14 protein-coding genes and 2 pseudogenes are annotated in these 16,957 nt (G+C 69.5%); 7 read left to right on the top strand and 9 right to left on the bottom strand.

Going from position 1 to position 16,957, the window contains the following annotated elements; genetic code table 11:
* Nucleotides 1–206 precede the first annotated feature (206 nt).
* The gene (locus AB0I88_RS24160) at nt 207–1,682 is read left to right on the top strand and encodes a M28 family metallopeptidase (RefSeq protein WP_361028604.1); all 1,476 of its coding nucleotides are present in this window, start codon (nt 207–209) and stop codon (nt 1,680–1,682) included.
* A gap of 162 nt (nt 1,683–1,844) precedes the next feature.
* Here the strand turns inward: AB0I88_RS24160 and AB0I88_RS24165 are convergent, their stop codons facing one another.
* The gene (locus AB0I88_RS24165) at nt 1,845–2,507 is read right to left on the bottom strand and encodes a hypothetical protein (RefSeq protein ID WP_361028607.1); all 663 of its coding nucleotides are present in this window, start codon (nt 2,505–2,507) and stop codon (nt 1,845–1,847) included.
* A gap of 528 nt (nt 2,508–3,035) precedes the next feature.
* Between AB0I88_RS24165 and AB0I88_RS24170 the strand changes: the two genes are divergently transcribed.
* The gene (locus AB0I88_RS24170) at nt 3,036–3,161 is read left to right on the top strand and encodes a hypothetical protein (protein ID WP_361028610.1); all 126 of its coding nucleotides are present in this window, start codon (nt 3,036–3,038) and stop codon (nt 3,159–3,161) included.
* Between the two features lie 126 nt (nt 3,162–3,287).
* Here AB0I88_RS24170 and AB0I88_RS24175 read toward each other — a convergent pair whose 3' ends face one another.
* The 4 genes and pseudogenes from AB0I88_RS24175 to AB0I88_RS24190 all read right to left on the bottom strand — a co-directional run bounded on the left by AB0I88_RS24175 (nt 3,288) and on the right by AB0I88_RS24190 (nt 7,047).
* Entirely contained in the window at nt 3,288–4,478 is a 1,191-nt protein-coding gene (locus tag AB0I88_RS24175; RefSeq protein WP_361028613.1) for a pectate lyase, read from the bottom strand.
* A 295-nt stretch (nt 4,479–4,773) separates the two neighbouring features.
* Nucleotides 4,774–4,995, bottom strand: a pseudogene (locus tag AB0I88_RS24180) (transposase); the annotation flags it as partial.
* A gap of 196 nt (nt 4,996–5,191) precedes the next feature.
* Complete coding sequence (locus AB0I88_RS24185; protein ID WP_361028616.1) at nt 5,192–5,872, bottom strand: response regulator transcription factor; 681 nt, start codon at nt 5,870–5,872, stop codon at nt 5,192–5,194.
* A complete protein-coding gene (locus tag AB0I88_RS24190) occupies nt 5,869–7,047 on the bottom strand; it encodes a sensor histidine kinase (protein ID WP_361028619.1) in 1,179 nt (392 codons plus the stop codon). Before AB0I88_RS24190 ends, AB0I88_RS24185 begins: the two co-directional genes overlap by 4 nt.
* Nucleotides 7,048–7,156: 109 nt before the next feature.
* Here AB0I88_RS24190 and AB0I88_RS24195 point away from each other — a divergent pair.
* The 3 genes and pseudogenes from AB0I88_RS24195 (at nt 7,157) to AB0I88_RS24205 (ending at nt 9,087) form a co-directional block, all read left to right on the top strand.
* Nucleotides 7,157–8,081, top strand: a pseudogene (locus AB0I88_RS24195) (ATP-binding cassette domain-containing protein).
* Nucleotides 8,074–8,841 carry an ABC transporter permease gene (locus tag AB0I88_RS24200; RefSeq protein ID WP_361028622.1) on the top strand — a complete coding sequence of 256 codons (768 nt, stop codon included), beginning with the start codon at nt 8,074–8,076 and terminating at the stop codon, nt 8,839–8,841. The pseudogene AB0I88_RS24195 and the gene AB0I88_RS24200 overlap by 8 nt, the downstream one beginning before the upstream one ends.
* Nucleotides 8,842–8,874: 33 nt before the next feature.
* On the top strand, nt 8,875–9,087 hold the full coding sequence (locus AB0I88_RS24205; RefSeq protein WP_361028625.1) for a PLDc N-terminal domain-containing protein: 213 nt from the start codon (nt 8,875–8,877) through the stop codon (nt 9,085–9,087).
* Nucleotides 9,088–9,245: 158 nt separating this feature from the next.
* Here AB0I88_RS24205 and AB0I88_RS24210 read toward each other — a convergent pair whose 3' ends face one another.
* Together AB0I88_RS24210 and AB0I88_RS24215 are read right to left on the bottom strand one after the other, a co-directional pair.
* On the bottom strand, nt 9,246–11,600 hold the full coding sequence (locus AB0I88_RS24210) for a glycoside hydrolase family 9 protein (protein WP_361028628.1): 2,355 nt from the start codon (nt 11,598–11,600) through the stop codon (nt 9,246–9,248).
* 157 nt (nt 11,601–11,757) lie between these two features.
* On the bottom strand, nt 11,758–12,063 hold the full coding sequence (locus AB0I88_RS24215) for a hypothetical protein (RefSeq protein ID WP_361028631.1): 306 nt from the start codon (nt 12,061–12,063) through the stop codon (nt 11,758–11,760).
* A 105-nt stretch (nt 12,064–12,168) separates the two neighbouring features.
* On the opposite strand from AB0I88_RS24215, the gene AB0I88_RS24220 reads away from it, so the two are divergent.
* Together AB0I88_RS24220 and AB0I88_RS24225 are read left to right on the top strand one after the other, a co-directional pair.
* On the top strand, nt 12,169–13,293 hold the full coding sequence (locus AB0I88_RS24220; RefSeq protein ID WP_361028634.1) for a hypothetical protein: 1,125 nt from the start codon (nt 12,169–12,171) through the stop codon (nt 13,291–13,293).
* Nucleotides 13,294–13,422: 129 nt separating this feature from the next.
* Nucleotides 13,423–14,766, top strand: coding sequence for an MFS transporter (locus AB0I88_RS24225; protein ID WP_361028637.1), 1,344 nt, complete (start codon nt 13,423–13,425; stop codon nt 14,764–14,766).
* A gap of 43 nt (nt 14,767–14,809) precedes the next feature.
* Here AB0I88_RS24225 and AB0I88_RS24230 read toward each other — a convergent pair whose 3' ends face one another.
* Nucleotides 14,810–15,226 (bottom strand): Uma2 family endonuclease, encoded by a 417-nt coding sequence (locus tag AB0I88_RS24230; protein ID WP_361028640.1) that lies wholly within the window; start codon nt 15,224–15,226, stop codon nt 14,810–14,812.
* 108 nt (nt 15,227–15,334) lie between these two features.
* Nucleotides 15,335–16,729 carry a M28 family peptidase gene (locus AB0I88_RS24235; RefSeq protein ID WP_361028642.1) on the bottom strand — a complete coding sequence of 465 codons (1,395 nt, stop codon included), beginning with the start codon at nt 16,727–16,729 and terminating at the stop codon, nt 15,335–15,337.
* Between the last annotated feature and the right edge of the window lie 228 nt (nt 16,730–16,957).

Genomic DNA, 16,957 nt, shown 5'->3' on the forward strand with positions numbered 1-16,957 from the left:
GAGCCGCCGTGACCTGCGACGTCCCCCATTTCACTTCCGTCCCGAACGCCTGGGCCACAGCCGGTTCGCCGGGCCTCGGTAAAGCGACCGGCCTTTCGGGTCGACCTGATCGGGCCATTCCTGGCGTCAAGAACGCGCGTTAAGTTCCGGGCGAAGCGCTACACGGGAGTCACGACCATCAATTGATCAATTCACCCGGGGGGACCATGCGCACCTACCTTCGCAGGGGGATCGTCGGCGCCGTTTCGGTGACCGCGACCCTGGCCCTGTTTCTCGCCCAGCCAACACCGGCCACCGCCGGCGGTTCGCTCGATGACGTCTTCGCCAAGGTTCTGGTCAAGCAGGTCACCGGCGCGAACGCCAAGAAGCACCTGAACGCGCTGCAGGCGATCGCCGACGCCAACGGCGGCAACCGCGCGGCCGGGACGCCCGGCTACGACGCCTCACGTGACTACGTCGCCGACAAGCTGCGCAAAGCCGGCTACAAGGTCACGCTCGACCCGATCAACTTCGTCCAGGGCTGGACGGAGAACAACCCGCCCACGCTGGAGCTGACCGCGCCGGCCGGCAAGGCCTACGTTCCCGGCACGGACTTCGTCTCCTTCGAGCCCTCCCCCGCCGGCGACGTGACCGCGCAGGTGCAGGGTGTCGACCTCGTCCTGCCGCCGACCCCGGCGCCGTCGTCGACGAGCGGCTGCGAGACCTCCGACTTCGACGGCTTCGTCGCCGGCCGGATCGCGCTGATCCAGCGTGGCACGTGCGCGTTCGCGACCAAGATTCGCAACGCGGGCTTCGCCGGGGCCTCCGGGATCATCGTCTTCAACGAGGGACAGCCGGGGCGTACGGACCCGTTCCCGCTGGACATCGGCGAGTGGCGGGCCGGGGTGCCGATGGTGTTCGCCAGTTTCGCCGTCGGCAACGAGCTGGCCGCGACTCCCGGCGCCACCGTCCGGCTCAAGGTCGACGCCACCCTGACACTCGGCACCAACCACAACGTGATCGCCGAGACCCGGGCGGGCAGCTCGAAGAACGTCGTGATGGTCGGCGCCCACCTCGACAGCGTGCCGGTCGGGCCCGGCATCAACGACAACGGCTCCGGCACCGCCGCGATCCTCGAGACCGCGCTGCAGATGCGGCACTTCCCGGTGAAGAACAAGGTCCGCTTCGCGTTCTGGGCGGCCGAGGAGATCGGGCTGCTCGGCTCCGACCAGTACGTCGAGGGCCTGTCCGCCACCGAGCGGGACCGGATCAAGCTGTACCTCAACTTCGACATGGTCGCCTCGCCCAACTACGCCTACAAGCTGTATGACGGCGACGACTCCGACGCGGTCGGCTCGCCGGCCGGGCCGCCCGGCTCCGCGCAGATCGAGAAGCAGCTCGAAGCCTTCTACGACCGCCGCGGTCTCGGCCACGTCGGCACCGACTTCGACGGCCGCTCCGACTACGGGCCGTTCATCGCGGTGGGGATCCCCGCCGGCGGCATCTTCACCGGCGCTGAGGGCATCAAGACACCGGAGGAGCAGGCCCTGTTCGGCGGGACCGCCGGCGTCGCCTATGACGTCTGCTACCACCAGGCCTGCGACACCCTCACCAACGTCGACATGACCGCGCTCGACGTCAACGCCGACGCCATCGCCGACTCGGTGGCCCGGTTCGCTTTCAACACCCGCGCCATCCCCTGACGACCGGCGTGGACGGCATGAGCCGTCGCAGGCTCATGCCGTCCACGCGGCTCACGGTGCGTGCTTCGCTTCCAGCTTCTTTTCCGGTACGCCGTCCTCGGTGGTGGAACCCCAGTGATCGCCGGTTCCTGCGCTCATGGTTGTGAGCTGTCCGGTTGCGGATCAACGTTTGCCGGCGAACCGCGCGTTGATGTACTCGACCAGCACTTTGAGTTCTTCGTCGGTGGGTACGAAAGCGCGGCCGTCGCGGGCGCGCACCGCGTATGCCTGCATGGCGAACAAGGTGTTGTCTGACACCCATTCCAGTTGCCGGTCGGTTCCGGCTTCTGCTTCGTACTTCTCCACCCGGACAGTGGTCTTTCCGGCGGTGAGGACGCTGCTGTCTTCGGTCGGCTTCGGCAGCTTCGCGGTGCCGGGGACCCGGTGGAGCACGAAGCCGGCGCGGCCAACGTCTTCGGGCAGGGTCTTGTCGACGATCACAGTGCTGTAGACGCCACGCTCGACGACTGTTTCGCCCTCGAAGACGTAGCGGTGCTCGACCGGCATGGATACCGTTCGAGAAGATGCCTCCGGTGATGGCGCAACGTCGGCCCCGGCCGGCGCGGTGTTCGGTGCTGCTGCCGGAAGTTCAGCAGGGCCGGGGTTGAACGTGGTGAACGCGCCTGCGGCGAGTACGGCGAAGGCCGCCGCCCCGCCACCGAATACGGCCAGGTTCCGGCGGGTTCTGTGACGTCGGCCCAGACGAAGAACTTCCTCAGAACAGAGCGCCTCGGTATGGACGGCAGCCTGGTTCGGAGCATCTCGCAGGTCTTCGGTGCTCGCCATCGGTAACTCCATGAAGGTTTGATCGGGAGTCGGCCGAGGGTCGACTCCGTCCGTGACGGGATGAACACCACCGCAGTAGAGGAAGTCATTACGCCCCCGCGCTGCCCTCGGGGAGTTTCACGTTCCCACGTGGTTTACGCACAGTAACCAGCTGTATTCAGCTTGATCAAGGTCCGTCTAGTATCGACGCCCCCGTCCGGTTCGGCCCTTCCGGTTCCCGGCCACGTGATGTAAGCAATCGTCAGGGCTTCTGCCGCAACGCCGAGATATGCCGGTTCAGGCTGAGCCCGAGGGCTCACCTGGCACGGCTCGCAGATCGGACTCTGCGCCGCGAGGAACAATCCGGCTCTGCGCCACGAGAAGCAATCGTGGTCCGCACCGCGAGGAACACGCCGCGGCTGCACTTCCAGCGGCGCAATTCGTAGGTGGCGCTGACGATCACACCGAGGTGCACACGCCGAGACTGCTGCTGATCCGCGATCAGCCGAACTCAATGTGGTGGACGGCATCCCGGAGGAGTCCCCGCGCATGAACAGCGGCTACCGGATGACGCCGGAGCAGCGCGCCAAAGGGAAGGCCCGAATCCGCTCGCTCTACGACGGCACGGTGTGTGGTTTCGGGCTCGCCACGCGTCGGAACCCAACTGGGCTCTGATAGTCATCACGCCGGCCGAGGCGAAGCTGATCGATGTCGAGACGACGCTGCCCACGCCGGTCGAGGAGCCGATCGCGGCGCGGGCAGCGGGTGGGGCGCCCACCGCGAGATGAGCGCCCCAGGGGCCTACTTGTAGGTGATGTCGCTCTGGGTGACCTTGCAGTTGGCGTCGTTCCAGCCCTCGCCGAGGTACTTGGGCTCGCTGCCCTTGGCGACGCCCTGGTACTTGCCGCAGACCGTGGCGCCGGAGGCGTTGGTGATGGTGACGCGAGTGATGGTGGCCGTGTCACCCCAGTTGCTGTTGATGCCGGCGACCATGTCGATGTCGTTCAGCAGCACGTTGTCGATCTTCACGTGACGCTGGTACGACGTGGTGCAGTTGCCGCAGCCGCGGTACAGCTTGCCGGAGCCGCTGAGGTAGAAGCCGGAGATACTGACGGTGCCGTTGCCGTTGTGCTGGAACGTCTTGTCGCTGCCGGACCGCGCGCCGCCGCCGATGACGTAGCTGGTGCCGCCGCCGGTGCCCTTGAACGTGGCGGCGTCCTCGCCGATGTCGTTCCACCACACGTTGCGGATGGTGCAGGTGCCCTCGCAGTGGACGCCGTCGCCGGCCGGGGAACCGATGATGACGTTCTGCAGGGTGCCGCCGTTGGCGATCTTGAACATCGGGTCCTGGGACTCGCTCTGCGAACCGTCACCGATGCAGCAGTAGGTCTTCATGCCACCGTCGAAGGTCCCCGAGACGGAGACCGTGCCGGAGATCGACACGTTGCCGGCCGAGGACGGCCACGCGCCGGTCGGCGTGCCGGTGCCGCTGGTCGGGCTCACCGTCGGGCTGGTCGTGGGGCCGGCGGTGGGGCTGGTCGTCGGGGTGCCGCCACCGCTGGAGTAGGTCTCGAACTCGGCGACCCGCGGCGCGCTGGACGCCGCGGTGATCTCGAAGGTGAGCTTCTTCAGCGACGTCGAGGAGAACGAGATGGTGCTCGGGCTGCCGCTGCCGCTGGCCAGGACCGCGCTGTTGTCGGCGTTGAGCAGACGCCAGGAGCTGATCGAGCCGCCGCCCGAGGCCTGCTTGATGACGGCCGAGGACACCGTCGTGGCGCTGCCCCATTTGACCGAGACGTAGCCGGTCGAGCCGGCCGGCGACCAGTAGGTGCCGGTGTTCCCGTCGCGGACGTTGCCGTAGCTGGTGCCGCTGGCCTTGCTGGAGCCGTCGGCGCCCGCGCCGAGGCTGAGGTTGTCGGCGGCCATGGCCTGCGCCGTCGGCAGCGCCAGGGCGATCGCGGTGCTGGCGGCCGCGGTGGCCCCGACTGCCATCCACCGTATGGCGACTGATCGTTTCATCGCTTTCTCACCTTCGTGTGGGGATCAGGTCGCGCCTTCAAGCGGGGGGAAAGCGCTTTCCTGGGCACGATAGAGACTGATCGATGCAAAGACAAGACGTGGCGTGCGGGACCACCGGTCTCAGCCCGGCGGGGCGCGGCACAGATGCGCGCAGGCGGAGCGATCACTAACGGACCGACAGAGCACGCGCACCAGGAAACGCACGTCGGCGGGCGCAACCCCACAACCGGACCGAACCAGGTCAGGAACCTCAGAAAGCCGACGCCGGCCGCCGGAACCAGCGGTACAAGGTCTGCCAAGGCGCGTACGCCTCGGGCACGTCCCGCCAGGGTGTCCCGGTCCGAACCCGCCACCGGATCCCATCGATGATCTGCCGTTTCGTCCACTTGGGCGGCCGTCCACGACCCGGCTCCGCTGGCAGGACAGCCTTCAGCCGGGCCCACTGCACGTCGGTGAGATCGTGCCGCCTCGCTGCCGCTACCCTGGGCACGAGGTCTCCGGTAGATCGGTTTGCTTGGTCGCTAACCGATCTACCGGAGACCTCTTCTCTTATCGATCACCGCCACGCGCGGTCTGGCTCACTGGCCACAGCAGACGCTTACGAAACACGACCTGGAAAGCAGACACCGACCGAGCAGAACGATCAGAAGTGGACGGGATGAGGTCCGCGTACCACGGAAGATCTGCTATCGGGCGCTGGGGCGGCGTTGGGCGGTGACCAGGCCGGACTCGTAGGCGGTGATCACCAGCTGGGCGCGGTCCCGGGCGGCGAGCTTGTGCAGCAGACGGCCGATGTGGGTCTTCACGGTGCCCACACCGAGGTGCAGGTGCTCTGCGATCTCGGTGTTCGAGAGGCCGTGCGCGATCAGGGTGAGGACCTCGCGTTCGCGGTCCGTGATGGTGTCGAGGCCGCGCGGCGCACCGGGAGCAGGGTTGATCTGCCCGGTGAAGGCGTCGATCAGCCGCCGGGTGGCCCGGGGTGCGAGGAGCGCCTCGCCGGCGGCGACCAACTGGATGCCGTTGAGCAGGTCGACCGCGGTGGTGTCCTTGACCAGGAAGCCGCTGGCACCGGCGTGAAGGGCCGCATACACATATTCGTCGAGATCGAACGTCGTCAGGATGAGCACCCGCACGGAGGAGGTCGCGCAGATCTGACGGGTCGCCTCGATGCCGTCCATCTCGGGCATCCGGACGTCCATGAGGACCACGTCGGGTTGCAGCTCTCGGGCCAACCGGACGGCTTCGGCCCCGGTGCCGGCCTCGCCGACCGGGTCGAATCCGGACGATGCGTCGAGCAGTGCCCGGAAGCTTTCGCGCATCAGCGGGTGATCGTCGGCGAGAAGCACTCTGATGTCCGAATCGGTCACGCGGTCTCCTCCACTGCGGTGTACGGAATCGCGGCGGACACCTCGAACCCGCCGTCCGGCCGGGTCCGCGTGACGAGCCTGCCGCGATACATCGTCACACGCTCGCGCATACCGATCAGCCCCTGTCCGACGCGACGACGGCGGGCCGGCTGCCGCCCGCGGCCGTCGTCGGTCACGTCGATGCGCACCTCGCCGCCGGCGGCCCGCACCGACACCCGGCACCGGCTGGCGCCCGCGTGTTTGATCACATTGGTCAGCGACTCCTGGACGATGCGGTAGACGGTGAGGCCGATCGCGGTCGGCAGCTCCGCCGTGCCGTCGAGCTCCAGATCGATGTGGAAGGAGCCGGACCGCAGCCGCTCGACCAGGTCGGGCAGGTCGGCGGGGCCGGGCGCGGGCGCCAGCTCGGCGGACGCCGGATCGTCGTCGGCCCGCAGCACGTCGAGCAGCCGCCGGATCTCGGTGAGCGCCGACCGGCTGGTCTTCTCGATCGTCAGAAGCGCGGCCCGGGTCTCGGCCGGTTTCTCCTCGGCGATGTGGTTGGCCACGGTCGCCTTCACCGCGATGAGGCTCAGGCTGTGCCCGACGATGTCGTGCAGCTCGCGGGCGATCCGCAGCCGTTCACCGGCGACCGCGTCGCGGGCGAGCCGGCGGGCCGCGTCGGTCTGGAGGGCCCGCCGCCAGCGGATCAGGCCGCCGATCGACCACGCGGCGGTCAGCAGGACGACGGTCACGCCGAGCTCGACCTGCCACCACAGCGGCACCTCGCTGCCCGGCGCGTCGGCGGTGGTGACACCGGTGCGCAGGTAGAGCCACGGGACGGTGACGGCGGGCGCGGCCAGGGCGCCGGCCAGGGCGATTGCGGACGCCCTCCGGGCGGCCGCGGTGGCCGCGGTGTAGAGGGCGAACGCGACCGGGAACCAGGTCACCACGATCACCCCGAGGCCGACGACGCCGGTGGCGGTGGCGATCGCGGCGGCCGCGGTCACGACGGCGAGCACCGGCAGCGGCCATCGGCGGCGCACCACGAGCGGCAGCGCCACCGCCAGGCCGGACAGCCATGCCACCGCGGCGGGGCCGGCATACGCCGGACCCGGCGGGTCGAGGACCGCGCCGGCGATCAGATAGGCGAGGAGGGCGGCGACAACCCCGTCGAATGCGTAGGCCCTTGTCACGCGATCACGCTATACGCGGCTGCCGGACGCCGCGTCTGACCCAGGTCATACCTGAACTCGAGACCTCGGTCAGACGCCCGGCGCCCGCCCCGCCGACACCATGGGACGCATGATCGAGCTACGAGAGCTGACCAAACGGTACGGGGCAACGACGGCCGTCGACCGGTTGTCGTTCGAGGTCCGCCCCGGTGTGGTGACCGGCTTCCTCGGGCCCAACGGCGCCGGCAAGTCCACCACGATGCGGATGATGCTCGGCCTGCACCGTCCCACCTCCGGCGAGGCCCTGATCGGCGGCCGGCGGTATGCCGAGATCCGCCACCCGCTGCACGAGGTCGGCGCGGTCCTGGACGCCGACGCCGCCCACCCGGGCCGCAGCGCCTTCACCCACCTGGCCTGTCTGGCCCGGAGCAACGGCATCGGCCACGCGCGGGTGCACGCGGTACTCGAGCGGGTCGGCCTGTCGGGTGTGGCCGGCAAGCGGGTCGGCGGCTTCTCGCTCGGCATGCGGCAGCGGCTCGGCATCGCCGGCGCCCTGCTCGGCGACCCGGCCGTGGTGCTGCTCGACGAGCCGGTCAACGGTCTCGACGCGGCCGGCATCCGGTGGATCCGGTCGACGCTGCGCTCGCTGGCCGCCGAGGGCCGGACGGTGCTGCTCTCCAGCCACCTGATGAGCGAGATGGCGGCGACCGTCGACCGGGTCCTGATCATCGGCAGGGGCCGCCTGATCGAGGACACCTCGGTGACCGAGATGCGGGAGAGGTTCGAACGCGACGTGGTCGTCCGCACCCCCCCGGCCCGCCGAGCTGACCGGTGCCCTGACCCGGCTCGGCGCCACGGTGACCCGTAACGGCGACGGCGACCTGGTCGCGGTGGGTGTGGACGCGCCGGCCATCGGTGACGCCGCCGCAGCCGCGTCGATCCCGATCCACGGGCTCACCCCGCGCAGCGCCACGCTCGAGGACGTCTATCTGGAAATGACCGGAGAGGCCGCGGAGTACCGGGCCACCGCTGTGAAGGAGCATCAGGATGCGTGACGCCGTGGCCGCCGAGTGGATGAAGGTGCGCACCCTCCGGTCGACCTGGTGGTTCCTGACCGGTGGCGTGATCGCGACAGCGCTCGGCGCGCTGATCCTGTTCTTCCTGGTCCAGTCGTACGACGCGGCCACCCCGGCGGACCGGGCCGGCTACGAGACGGCCGACCCGACCGTGGTGACCATGCCGTTCGTGATGTTCTTCGTCGGCGCGATCGGCGCGATGCTGATCACCAGCGAGTACACCACCCGTTCGATCGGCCCGGCCCTGCTGGCGGTGCCGCGGCGGCGCCTGCTGCTCGGGGCGAAGGCCATCGTCGCCGGGCTGACCGGGCTGGGCTGCGGCGCGCTGTTCGCACTGCTCGCCTTCGCCGACGCACGACTGCTGCTCGGCGACCGTCCGAAACCGATCAATCCATGGCCGCAGTGGACCGACGCGATCCCGACGGTTCTCTGCGCCACCCTGATCGTGCTGGTCACCTGCCTGGTGGCGATGGGCCTGGGCGCGGTCGTCCGGTCCACCGCGGCGGCGCTGACCACGCTCGGGGCGCTGGTGCTGGTGGCCCCGATCTTCGCCCACTTCCTGCCGACGGTGTGGCAGCTGCGCCTCGCCTCGGTGCTGCTGCCCAACCTGACCCCCCAACTGGCCGGCGGCAACCACCCCTATCTGCTCTCACAGGGTGGCGCGGCGGCGGTGGCCGTCGGGTACGTGCTCCTGGCCCTCATCGCCGGAGCGATCGGCTTCAGCCGCCGCGACGCCTGATTCCCCGCACACTTCCTAAGGAGAAACGCACTGATGTTCGAGCTCTCGACGATCGCCGGTATCGCCTTCTGGACCGTCCTGGTGGCCGCCGGTGTGGCACTGTTCGGCGCCACGCTCGTCAGCATCTCGCGGGCGCCGCTGGAGCGGCGATCGCGTACCCGGTGGATCTGGTTCGTGGTCCTGCTGCCCGGTGTCGGCATCATCATGTGGTTCGTGAGCGGCCGCAGACAGATCCTCAGCAACTGACCGGCACGCGGAAGGGCCCCGGGAACGGGTCCCTTCCGCGTGCCCCGGCTCAGGCCGGCGGGGTCACCGGGTAGTCGAGCCCGTCAGCGCGGCCATGGCGGTTTCCGGCCGCCATGGCCGCGGCGAGGGTCGCCGGCACTGTGGGGGCGATCCCGATCTCAGTTCGCTGTGCAGGCCGTGCCGTTGAGGGTGAAGGAGGTGGGCGCCGGGTTGGAGCCGGTGTGGGTGGCGTTGAAGCCGAAGCTCACCGTGCCGCCGGCGGGCAGGTTTCCGTTCCAGCCGGCGTTCGTGGCGGTGACCTGGGTGCCGGACTGGGTGACCGTGGCCGACCAGGCCTGCGAGATCTTCTGCCCGGCGGTGTAGGGGAAGGTCAGCGTCCATCCGTTGACCGCGGTGGACCCGTTGGTGACGGTCACGTTGGCGGTGAAGCCACTGCCCCAGTCGTTCGTGGTGTAGGCGACCCGGCAACCGGCGGGCGGCGTGGACACCGACGGCGAGACCGAAGCCGACGCGGACACGGACGCCGACGGAGAGACGGACGGGGAGACCGAGACCGACGGGGAGACCGAGACCGACGGAGACACCGAGACGGACGGCGACGGTGACGGGTTCGTGCCGTCCGGCACCGCGCCCCACACCAGCGCAGCCCCGTCGAACAGCGGCACTCCGGTGTTCGGCCCGGCGGCGGCCCGGTACGACGGATCGTCCGCCGGGTCCCACACGCCGCCCTCCGCGACACCGATCTTGAGCTGGACCTCCATCCGGTGCGCGGACTGTCCGGCCGGCGCGATCGGGTATCCGGTGCAGTCCACCTCGACGTACCAGACGTCGCCGGAATGCTGCTTGGCCGTGGTCGGGCCGGGGCAGCCCTGGGTGTAGGGCGAGCTGATCTGCAGTGCCGAGGCGTCATCACGGGTGAAGTAGTAGCGGAATCTCCCGGCGGTCAGTTTCCGGGCCGGGAACGCCGACTTGTTGTAGACGATCACCTTCACACCGGTCGACCGGGTCTCGTTCTGCATGATCGTCGTCTCGACGGAGAGTTCCGGGATGTCCGGCGTCTCGGCGACCGGGAAGCCGGTCAGGGCCGCGCCGCCGTATTCGCCGTAGAGCCGCGCCACGGCGGAGGTGAACCCGGCGTTGTAGTCGGTCGCCACCTCGTTCATCACGTAGTCGCCGCGACTGTCGGTGTAGGCGTCGTCCGGGGAGGACGGTCCGCCGACCAGCGCGCCGTACAGGGTGTGACGGGTCTGCTCGGGCACCAGCTGGCTGTCCCACCAGCTGCCGTGCGCCGTACGGTGATGGGGGTTCTTCGGGGAGTTGTCGCCGAACCCGATCACGTAGCTGGAGTTGCGCGGGTTGTCGCCGAGGGCGTAGTTGATCTGCCGCACCGCGAAGTCGTGGTAACGCTGCTTACGGGTGGCGTCGCTGAGGTGGTCGCTGTGCACGAGCGCGACGAACGCGGTGTTGGCGGCGTAACGCAGCGCGCCCCACGAGTCGACGACCACCATGCCACCCGGTGAGGTGCGCACCTTCTCTCCGTTGACGCCGACGGTGAACCAGTCGAGCCAGCGGTTCGCGTCGTCGAGGTACTTCTGCTTGCCGGTCAGCCGGGCGAGCAGCACGTAGTTGCCGTACTGCTTGTTGTCCCAGGAGATCGTCCACTTGTACATCTTGGTGCTGGTCTGGTTCTCGTTGCCCTGCGCGTCGTAGCCGGCCTCGGCCTTGGCGAGGTAGCCGGCGTCGCCGGTGGCCCGGTGCAGCCAGATCGCGCCCCACACCAGCTCGTCGGCGTAACCGCTCCACGACCGGTAGAACGACGTCGCGTCGGTGATGCACTCGTGGTAGTTCTTGCGCACCCGGTCGGCGAACGAGTAGAGCTGCTTGGCGTGGGTGAGCAGGGTGTCCGCGTAGGCCGCGTCGGTCGGGCGGAAGACCATCGAGCTCGCTGCCATCGCGGCCGCCGTCTCCGCCGCCAGCTCGCTGCCACCACAGGTCGCATCGATCTTGTACGCGGGACGCGCCATCGGCATCACCTCGGCCGGACCCCACCATTTGTGGTCGTCGTCGCCCTTGCCGACCTGCCCGTAGAGCACGTCGGCGGACGGGTGCGCCTTGATGAAGTAGTCGTTGGGCACGCGCAGGTTGTTCAGCAGGTGGGTCAACTGGCCGGAGTCGGCGTAGGCCTGCCGGTTCTCCACGGCGCCCCAGGCCAGCATGGTGGTGGTGAACGCCATCGGCAGGCCGAACTTGACGTGGTCGCCGGCGTCGTACCAGCCGCCGGTCAGGTCCAGGCCGACGTCGGCGCCGTCGGTCATGGCCGAGTCTCCGCGCCAGGACACCCGGTTCCAGGCCGGCTTCTTGCCGGACACCTGGGCCTCGTAGAACAGCAGTGATTTCTGGAGGGCTTCACCGTACCGGTGAGGCGCGGCGGCGGCGTCGGACGGCACGGCTGTCCAGAGCAGGCCGGCGGTGAGCGCGGTGGCTGTCAGGACGGTGGCGAGTTTCTTCAGCATGGCGGGTCCCACTTCGTAAGACAGTGAGCGCCATCGTTACATGGGAGCGCTCCCATTACAAGATTGTGTCGATGGCGTTAGCATCTGCGCACCCTCCGGTGGCGCGCTCACCGCCTTCACCACCGACAGTCCGACCTCGGCCTCGGCTGACGCGCTCTCAGTACGCCCCCGGCGCCCCGGCGCCGCGGGCCTGCCGTGAACGGGCGTAGGCGCTGGCCACCAGATGCGTCAGGTCGAGCAGACCCGCGAAGATCACCCAGAACCACTCCCAGCCCACCAGGCCGACACCCGGGGTGTAGAGGACCACGTAGATCAGCGTGGCGAACGGGAAGAAGATCAGACCCAGCAGGGGCCAGATCCAACCCTCGAAAGCGGCGTCGACCAGCCTCGGCCGCACCAGCCAGATGATGAACAGAGCCAACCGCGGGAAGACTCCGGCGAAGAGAGCGAACAGGCAACCCATGCGGCACAGACTGCGGGGAACACCGGAGGCCCCGCCTCATGCGCGGCGGATGATTCACCCCGGCCGGATGATCCCGGCCGAGGTGGGGCCGGATGTCATGGCTGCATGACGGTCTCTGCGACAGCGGTGCTCATTGCGGTGGTGGGCGCGCGGTTCCTCGTGCCCCTGCTGATTCCGCGGTTCCCGCTGCCCGCGATCGTCGCGGCACTGATCCTCGACGGCGTCGACCAGACGATCTTCCAGTCGTTCGGCTTCGACCCGCCCGGCTACCAGGGCTACGACAAGGCGATGGACGTCTACTACCTGGCGATCGCCTACCTGACGACCCTGCGGAACTGGGCGAGCAGACCGGCCGTACGGGTGGCAGGCTTCCTCTACTTCTACCGTCTCGTCGGGGTGGTCGCGTTCGAGCTGACCGAATGGCGGCCGCTGCTGCTGATCTTCCCGAACACGTTCGAGTACTTCTTCATCGCGTACGAGGTGTACCGCCTGTTCTGGAACCCGGCCCGCGTCACCCTGCGGAACTGGGTCATCACGGCGGCCGCGATCTGGATCTTCGTGAAGCTGCCGCAGGAGTGGTGGATCCACATCGCACAACTCGACTTCACCGAGACGGTCGCCGAAGTGCCGTGGTTCGGGCCGGCGGTGATCGCCGCACTGGTCCTGCTCGGCCTGATCTACTGGTTCGCGGTGCGCCCGCGCCAGCCCGCACCGGACTGGCAGTGGCATGTCGCCGCCGACGCGCTGCCCGACGGCGCCGTCACCGTGACCGACCGGAGCCGGTGGATCGCCGCACACGGCCGGCTCTGGTCCGCCGCGACGCTGGAGAAGGTGGCGCTCGTCGGGCTGCTGTGGGTCATCTACGCCCAGGTCCTGCCGAACACCGGAGCGACACCGTTCCAGCTGCTCGTCGGCACCAGCGTGTTCGTCGTCCTCAACGCCGCCATCAGTCTCGCCGTCGCCCGGTCGGCGCGCAGCATGGAGCGTACGTTGCCGGCGTTCGGCGTACGCGTCCTGATGAATGTGGGTTTGATGGTCCTGGCCGAACGCATCCTCGGCGACGCGGGCCAGGCGTTCGACTCGGCCGGGGCGTTGTTCTTCGTCCTGCTGCTCAGCCTGCTCACGCTGCTCGACGACCGGTACCGGCCGATCTACGAGATCCGCTTCTCCACGGCCGTCGCCGACGGGCCCGCCGCTACGCGGGAACCGGGGTCACGCGCCGCCCGCTGAGCGCGGGCGCCTCGCTCGTGTCATCTAGCGAAACGGCGTTTCCCGCGGGTAGGGTGCCCGCATGATCGGCCGGGATCCCGACCTCGGCGACGCGGTGCCCCGCCAGACATCCGCAGAGGAGCGACCATCATGGCCCTCACCGACGAATCCGGGCACATCAAAGAGGTGACGGCCTACCCGGGCCGCCCACCGGTGCCGGTCCGCCGGGGCGCGGGCGCGCCTTTCGGCTGGTGGCCCGCCATCTGCGTGGCCCTCGTCGCCGCCATCGACCGGATCGAGTACAACCTGCTGGCCGGCGCGCTGCCGACGATCCAGAAGGAGTTCGGCTTCAGCGACAGCGCGGGCGGGGCGATCGCCACGGCCGGCGCCCTGGCCGCGATCGTCCTGCTCCTGCCGGCCGGCAAACTCGCCGACACCGGCAAACGCACCTGGACCATCTCCGCGATCGTCGCCGTCTGGGCGCTGCTCACCATCGGCACCGGCCTGGCCGGCTCCTACGCCACCCTCTTCGCGGTACGGGTGCTGCTCGGCGCCGCCGGCCAGCTCTACAACCCGCCGTCGTCGAGCCTCCTCGGCGACCTCTACCCCGGCCCCGGCCGGGCCCGCGCCTACGGCTACGAACGCATGGCCTACTTCGCCGGCCTGCCGGTCGGGGTCATCGCGGGCGGCGCGCTCGCCCAGACCGTGGGCTGGCGCACCGGCTTCTTCCTGGTCGCCGTCCCCGGCGTGATCATCGCCGCGCTCGTGCTCACCGTCCGCGAACCGATCCGCGGCGTCGGCGACCAGCTCTCCCGCTGGTACGCCGACAACACCACCGTCGAGCAGCCCCAACCCGAGCCGACGGCCCCGATGCGGACACAGCTGGCAACGCTGCTCCGCATCCGGACCCTACGCTCGGTGATCATCGGCTTGAGCATCCTCTTCTTCGGGCTGGGCGGGCTCTTCTTCTGGATGCCGTCGTTCTACGCCCGCGAGTTCGCCCTCTCCGAAGCCTCCGCGGCGGCCGTCGGCGGTGGCGCCGGCCTGGTCGGCATCGTCGCCGGCATTCTCGCCGGAAGCCGGCTCGGCGACCGCCACCACCAGCAGCGGGTCACCATCGGCGGCTGGTCGCTGCTGTTCGGCACCGTCTTCCTGGCCGGCGCCGTCAGCGTGCCGGTCCTCGCACCCCAGGTGATCTGCTTCACCCTCGCCAACGTCGGCTTCGCCGCGGCCATCGCCAACCTGACCGCCGCCAACGCCGACGTCGTCGCCGCACACCGCCGCGGCCTCGGCTTCGCCGTGCTGCAGATGCTCGTCACCCTCGGCGGAGCCCTCGGCCCGTGGCTGATCGGCCTGGCCTCCGACGCCACCGGCTCACTGCGCCTGGCCTACACCGTCGTGCTCCTCCCGCTGGTCATCGGCAGCCTCGTCGTCTTCCGCGGCCAGCGCACCTACCGCGAGGACGCGGCCGCCGCCCTCGGCACGCACCGATAAAGATCAACTCCACTGCCCGCCTGGCTGCCTGGTCACCCGGACGTCAGTCGCGGTCTCGGCGGCGCAGCAATGCCGCCACCTCGAACTTGAACGGGAACGGCTCGTCGGCGACAAGCGTCTGACCGGGGCGCACAACCTCGGCAGGGGCGTAGTGGCCGTCAACCAGCCTCTGAAGGTGCAGTTCGACGGTGTCCTGCGGCTGCTCGACCCGCAGGTACCACGCGATTCCCGCTGCCGCGTACAGCTGGGGCTTGAGGAGCCGATCCGTTCCGGCGTTGCTCGGTGAGACCACCTCGACGACGAGCTTGGCCTCGCCTGCCTCGACCGTCGTGCCGAGGTCATCGGTATCGGCCACAACAATGTCAGGCTGGAGGATGCGCCCAGCGGCCAGGCACAGGTCGACATCCCGCAACACCAGAAGTCCCGCCTGCTCAGCCGCCGCATCAGCCCTACTGGTCATCCGGCGTCCCACGCCGGCCCGGGGCCAAGGGCCGCGACGGACCCCAGCCGTCCACCGAAGGACGGCTGGAGCCTCGATCCGCGGGTAGCGGGCCGCCCGGAGGGACGCTCAGGGTTTCAGCGCGGTGGCGTAGGCCGCCGAACCGATCAGCTCGAGCGACACCTGGAGCCGTTCCAGGCTGATGTTCTTGGCGATGGTGTCCTCCGGGCTGTGGTAGGGCGGTTCCAGCAGCGCCGGCGACGCCTCGCCGCGCCAGGAGAAGTTGGCGGCCGCGATGCCGACCTCCTGGAACGACTGGTGGTCGCTGGCCCCGCGCAGGGTGACCGGGGAGATCCGCGGGTCGTAGCCGAGCCGGACGGCGGCCGCGGCGACCTCGTCGGTGGCCCGGTTGGCGAGGCCGGTGAAGGAGAGCAGCCAGTAGCGGGTGGCCGGGTCCCAGCTGGTGGCGACCATGTCGTTCTGGTAGACGCAGACGATCCGGTCGCGTTCCTCCTGCGGCAGCTGGGCCACGTAGTAACGGGAGCCGATCAGGCCCTGCTCCTCGGAGCCCCACAGCGCGAAGCGCAACGGCGCCTCGGTACGCAGACCGCGCAGCGCCCGGGCCAGCTCGAGGTTGAGAACGGTGCCGGAGCCGTCGTCGTTGGCGCCCGGGGACCCGATCACCGAGTCGTAGTGGGCGCTCACCATGACGACCTTGCCGGTGCTCTTGCGGCGGCTGTCGGCGAGCACGTTGTGCGAGGTCAGACCGCGGTGGGCGGTGGTGCTGACGGTCAGCTTGAGGCGGCCGGCGGCGAGCAGTTCACGCAGCCGGTGCTTCTGCGCCTGGGCGACGCCGACGACCGGGATCGGCACCGGGTTCTCCGCGTAGCCGGGCAGCTGAGGGCTGAACGCGGACGCACGGCGCGGTTCGACCAGGTCGGCCGGGAGGAAGATGACGGCCGCGGCGCCGCGGGCGACGGCGGTGGCGACCAGGGTCTCCCGGTCGGCGAGCACGTAGTCGACCAGCACGATCTTGCCGGTGACGTCCTCCGGGTAGTCGGTGGCGGCGCCGGCGTGCACGTCCACCACCGTGCCGCGGACCCGGGTGTCGAGAGCGGCCTGCGGGGAGGCGCCGGCCTGCCAGATGAGGTCGTTCGGCAGGCCGTGGGGCGAGTCGAGCTGGGCGATGAACTTGTCGGCGACCGGGAACGGCTGCAACGTCACGTGGTATCCGAGGCGGTCGAGCACCCCGGCGATGTAGTTGGCCGCGATCTTCTCGGAGCGGGTTCCGCCGATGCGCGGGCCGATGTCCCGGGAGAGCACTTTGAGGTGTTGCAGCGCGCGCTCGGCGGAGACCCGCCTCGCCACCTGGTGATCGCCGCCGGTCAGGGTGGGTGGGCGGACCGCCCCCGGACGCTGGTCGGTGACCGCCCAGGCGGGTACGGGCAGCGCGACGGTGGCCGCGCCGCCGAGCGCGACGGTGAGCATGCGGCGACGGCTCAGTGAGGTCTTTGGTGTGTCCAAGGCTCCCCCTCGTTGCGGGGGACCGGCGCTCCGGTCGGAAGGCCGATCCACATTAGGGGGAAGACTAGGATCTATATAGCTCAGTTTCAATGACGTGCGGGTCCACCCCAATCTCCGGACCGTACATCGCCGTCGCATCGAGCCGCGCAAGATCCCCTGATTGATCCACCTTTCGGGCACGTCAATTCATTGACAGTTGTCGATTGCAGCGCTTACCGTCAGCCGAGG

Source organism: Actinoplanes sp. NPDC049802, assembly GCF_040656595.1.
Lineage (GTDB): Bacteria > Actinomycetota > Actinomycetes > Mycobacteriales > Micromonosporaceae > Actinoplanes.

Coding starts and splice junctions, on each gene's coding strand:
- AB0I88_RS24160 (WP_361028604.1), top strand. CDS start 207: ATGCGCACCTACCTTCGCAGGGGGATCGTCGGCGCCGTTTCGGTGACC.
- AB0I88_RS24165 (WP_361028607.1), bottom strand. CDS start 2,507: ATGGCGAGCACCGAAGACCTGCGAGATGCTCCGAACCAGGCTGCCGTC.
- AB0I88_RS24170 (WP_361028610.1), top strand. CDS start 3,036: ATGAACAGCGGCTACCGGATGACGCCGGAGCAGCGCGCCAAAGGGAAG.
- AB0I88_RS24175 (WP_361028613.1), bottom strand. CDS start 4,478: ATGGCAGTCGGGGCCACCGCGGCCGCCAGCACCGCGATCGCCCTGGCG.
- AB0I88_RS24200 (WP_361028622.1), top strand. CDS start 8,074: ATGCGTGACGCCGTGGCCGCCGAGTGGATGAAGGTGCGCACCCTCCGG.
- AB0I88_RS24205 (WP_361028625.1), top strand. CDS start 8,875: ATGTTCGAGCTCTCGACGATCGCCGGTATCGCCTTCTGGACCGTCCTG.
- AB0I88_RS24210 (WP_361028628.1), bottom strand. CDS start 11,600: ATGCTGAAGAAACTCGCCACCGTCCTGACAGCCACCGCGCTCACCGCC.
- AB0I88_RS24215 (WP_361028631.1), bottom strand. CDS start 12,063: ATGGGTTGCCTGTTCGCTCTCTTCGCCGGAGTCTTCCCGCGGTTGGCT.
- AB0I88_RS24220 (WP_361028634.1), top strand. CDS start 12,169: ATGACGGTCTCTGCGACAGCGGTGCTCATTGCGGTGGTGGGCGCGCGG.
- AB0I88_RS24225 (WP_361028637.1), top strand. CDS start 13,423: ATGGCCCTCACCGACGAATCCGGGCACATCAAAGAGGTGACGGCCTAC.
- AB0I88_RS24230 (WP_361028640.1), bottom strand. CDS start 15,226: ATGACCAGTAGGGCTGATGCGGCGGCTGAGCAGGCGGGACTTCTGGTG.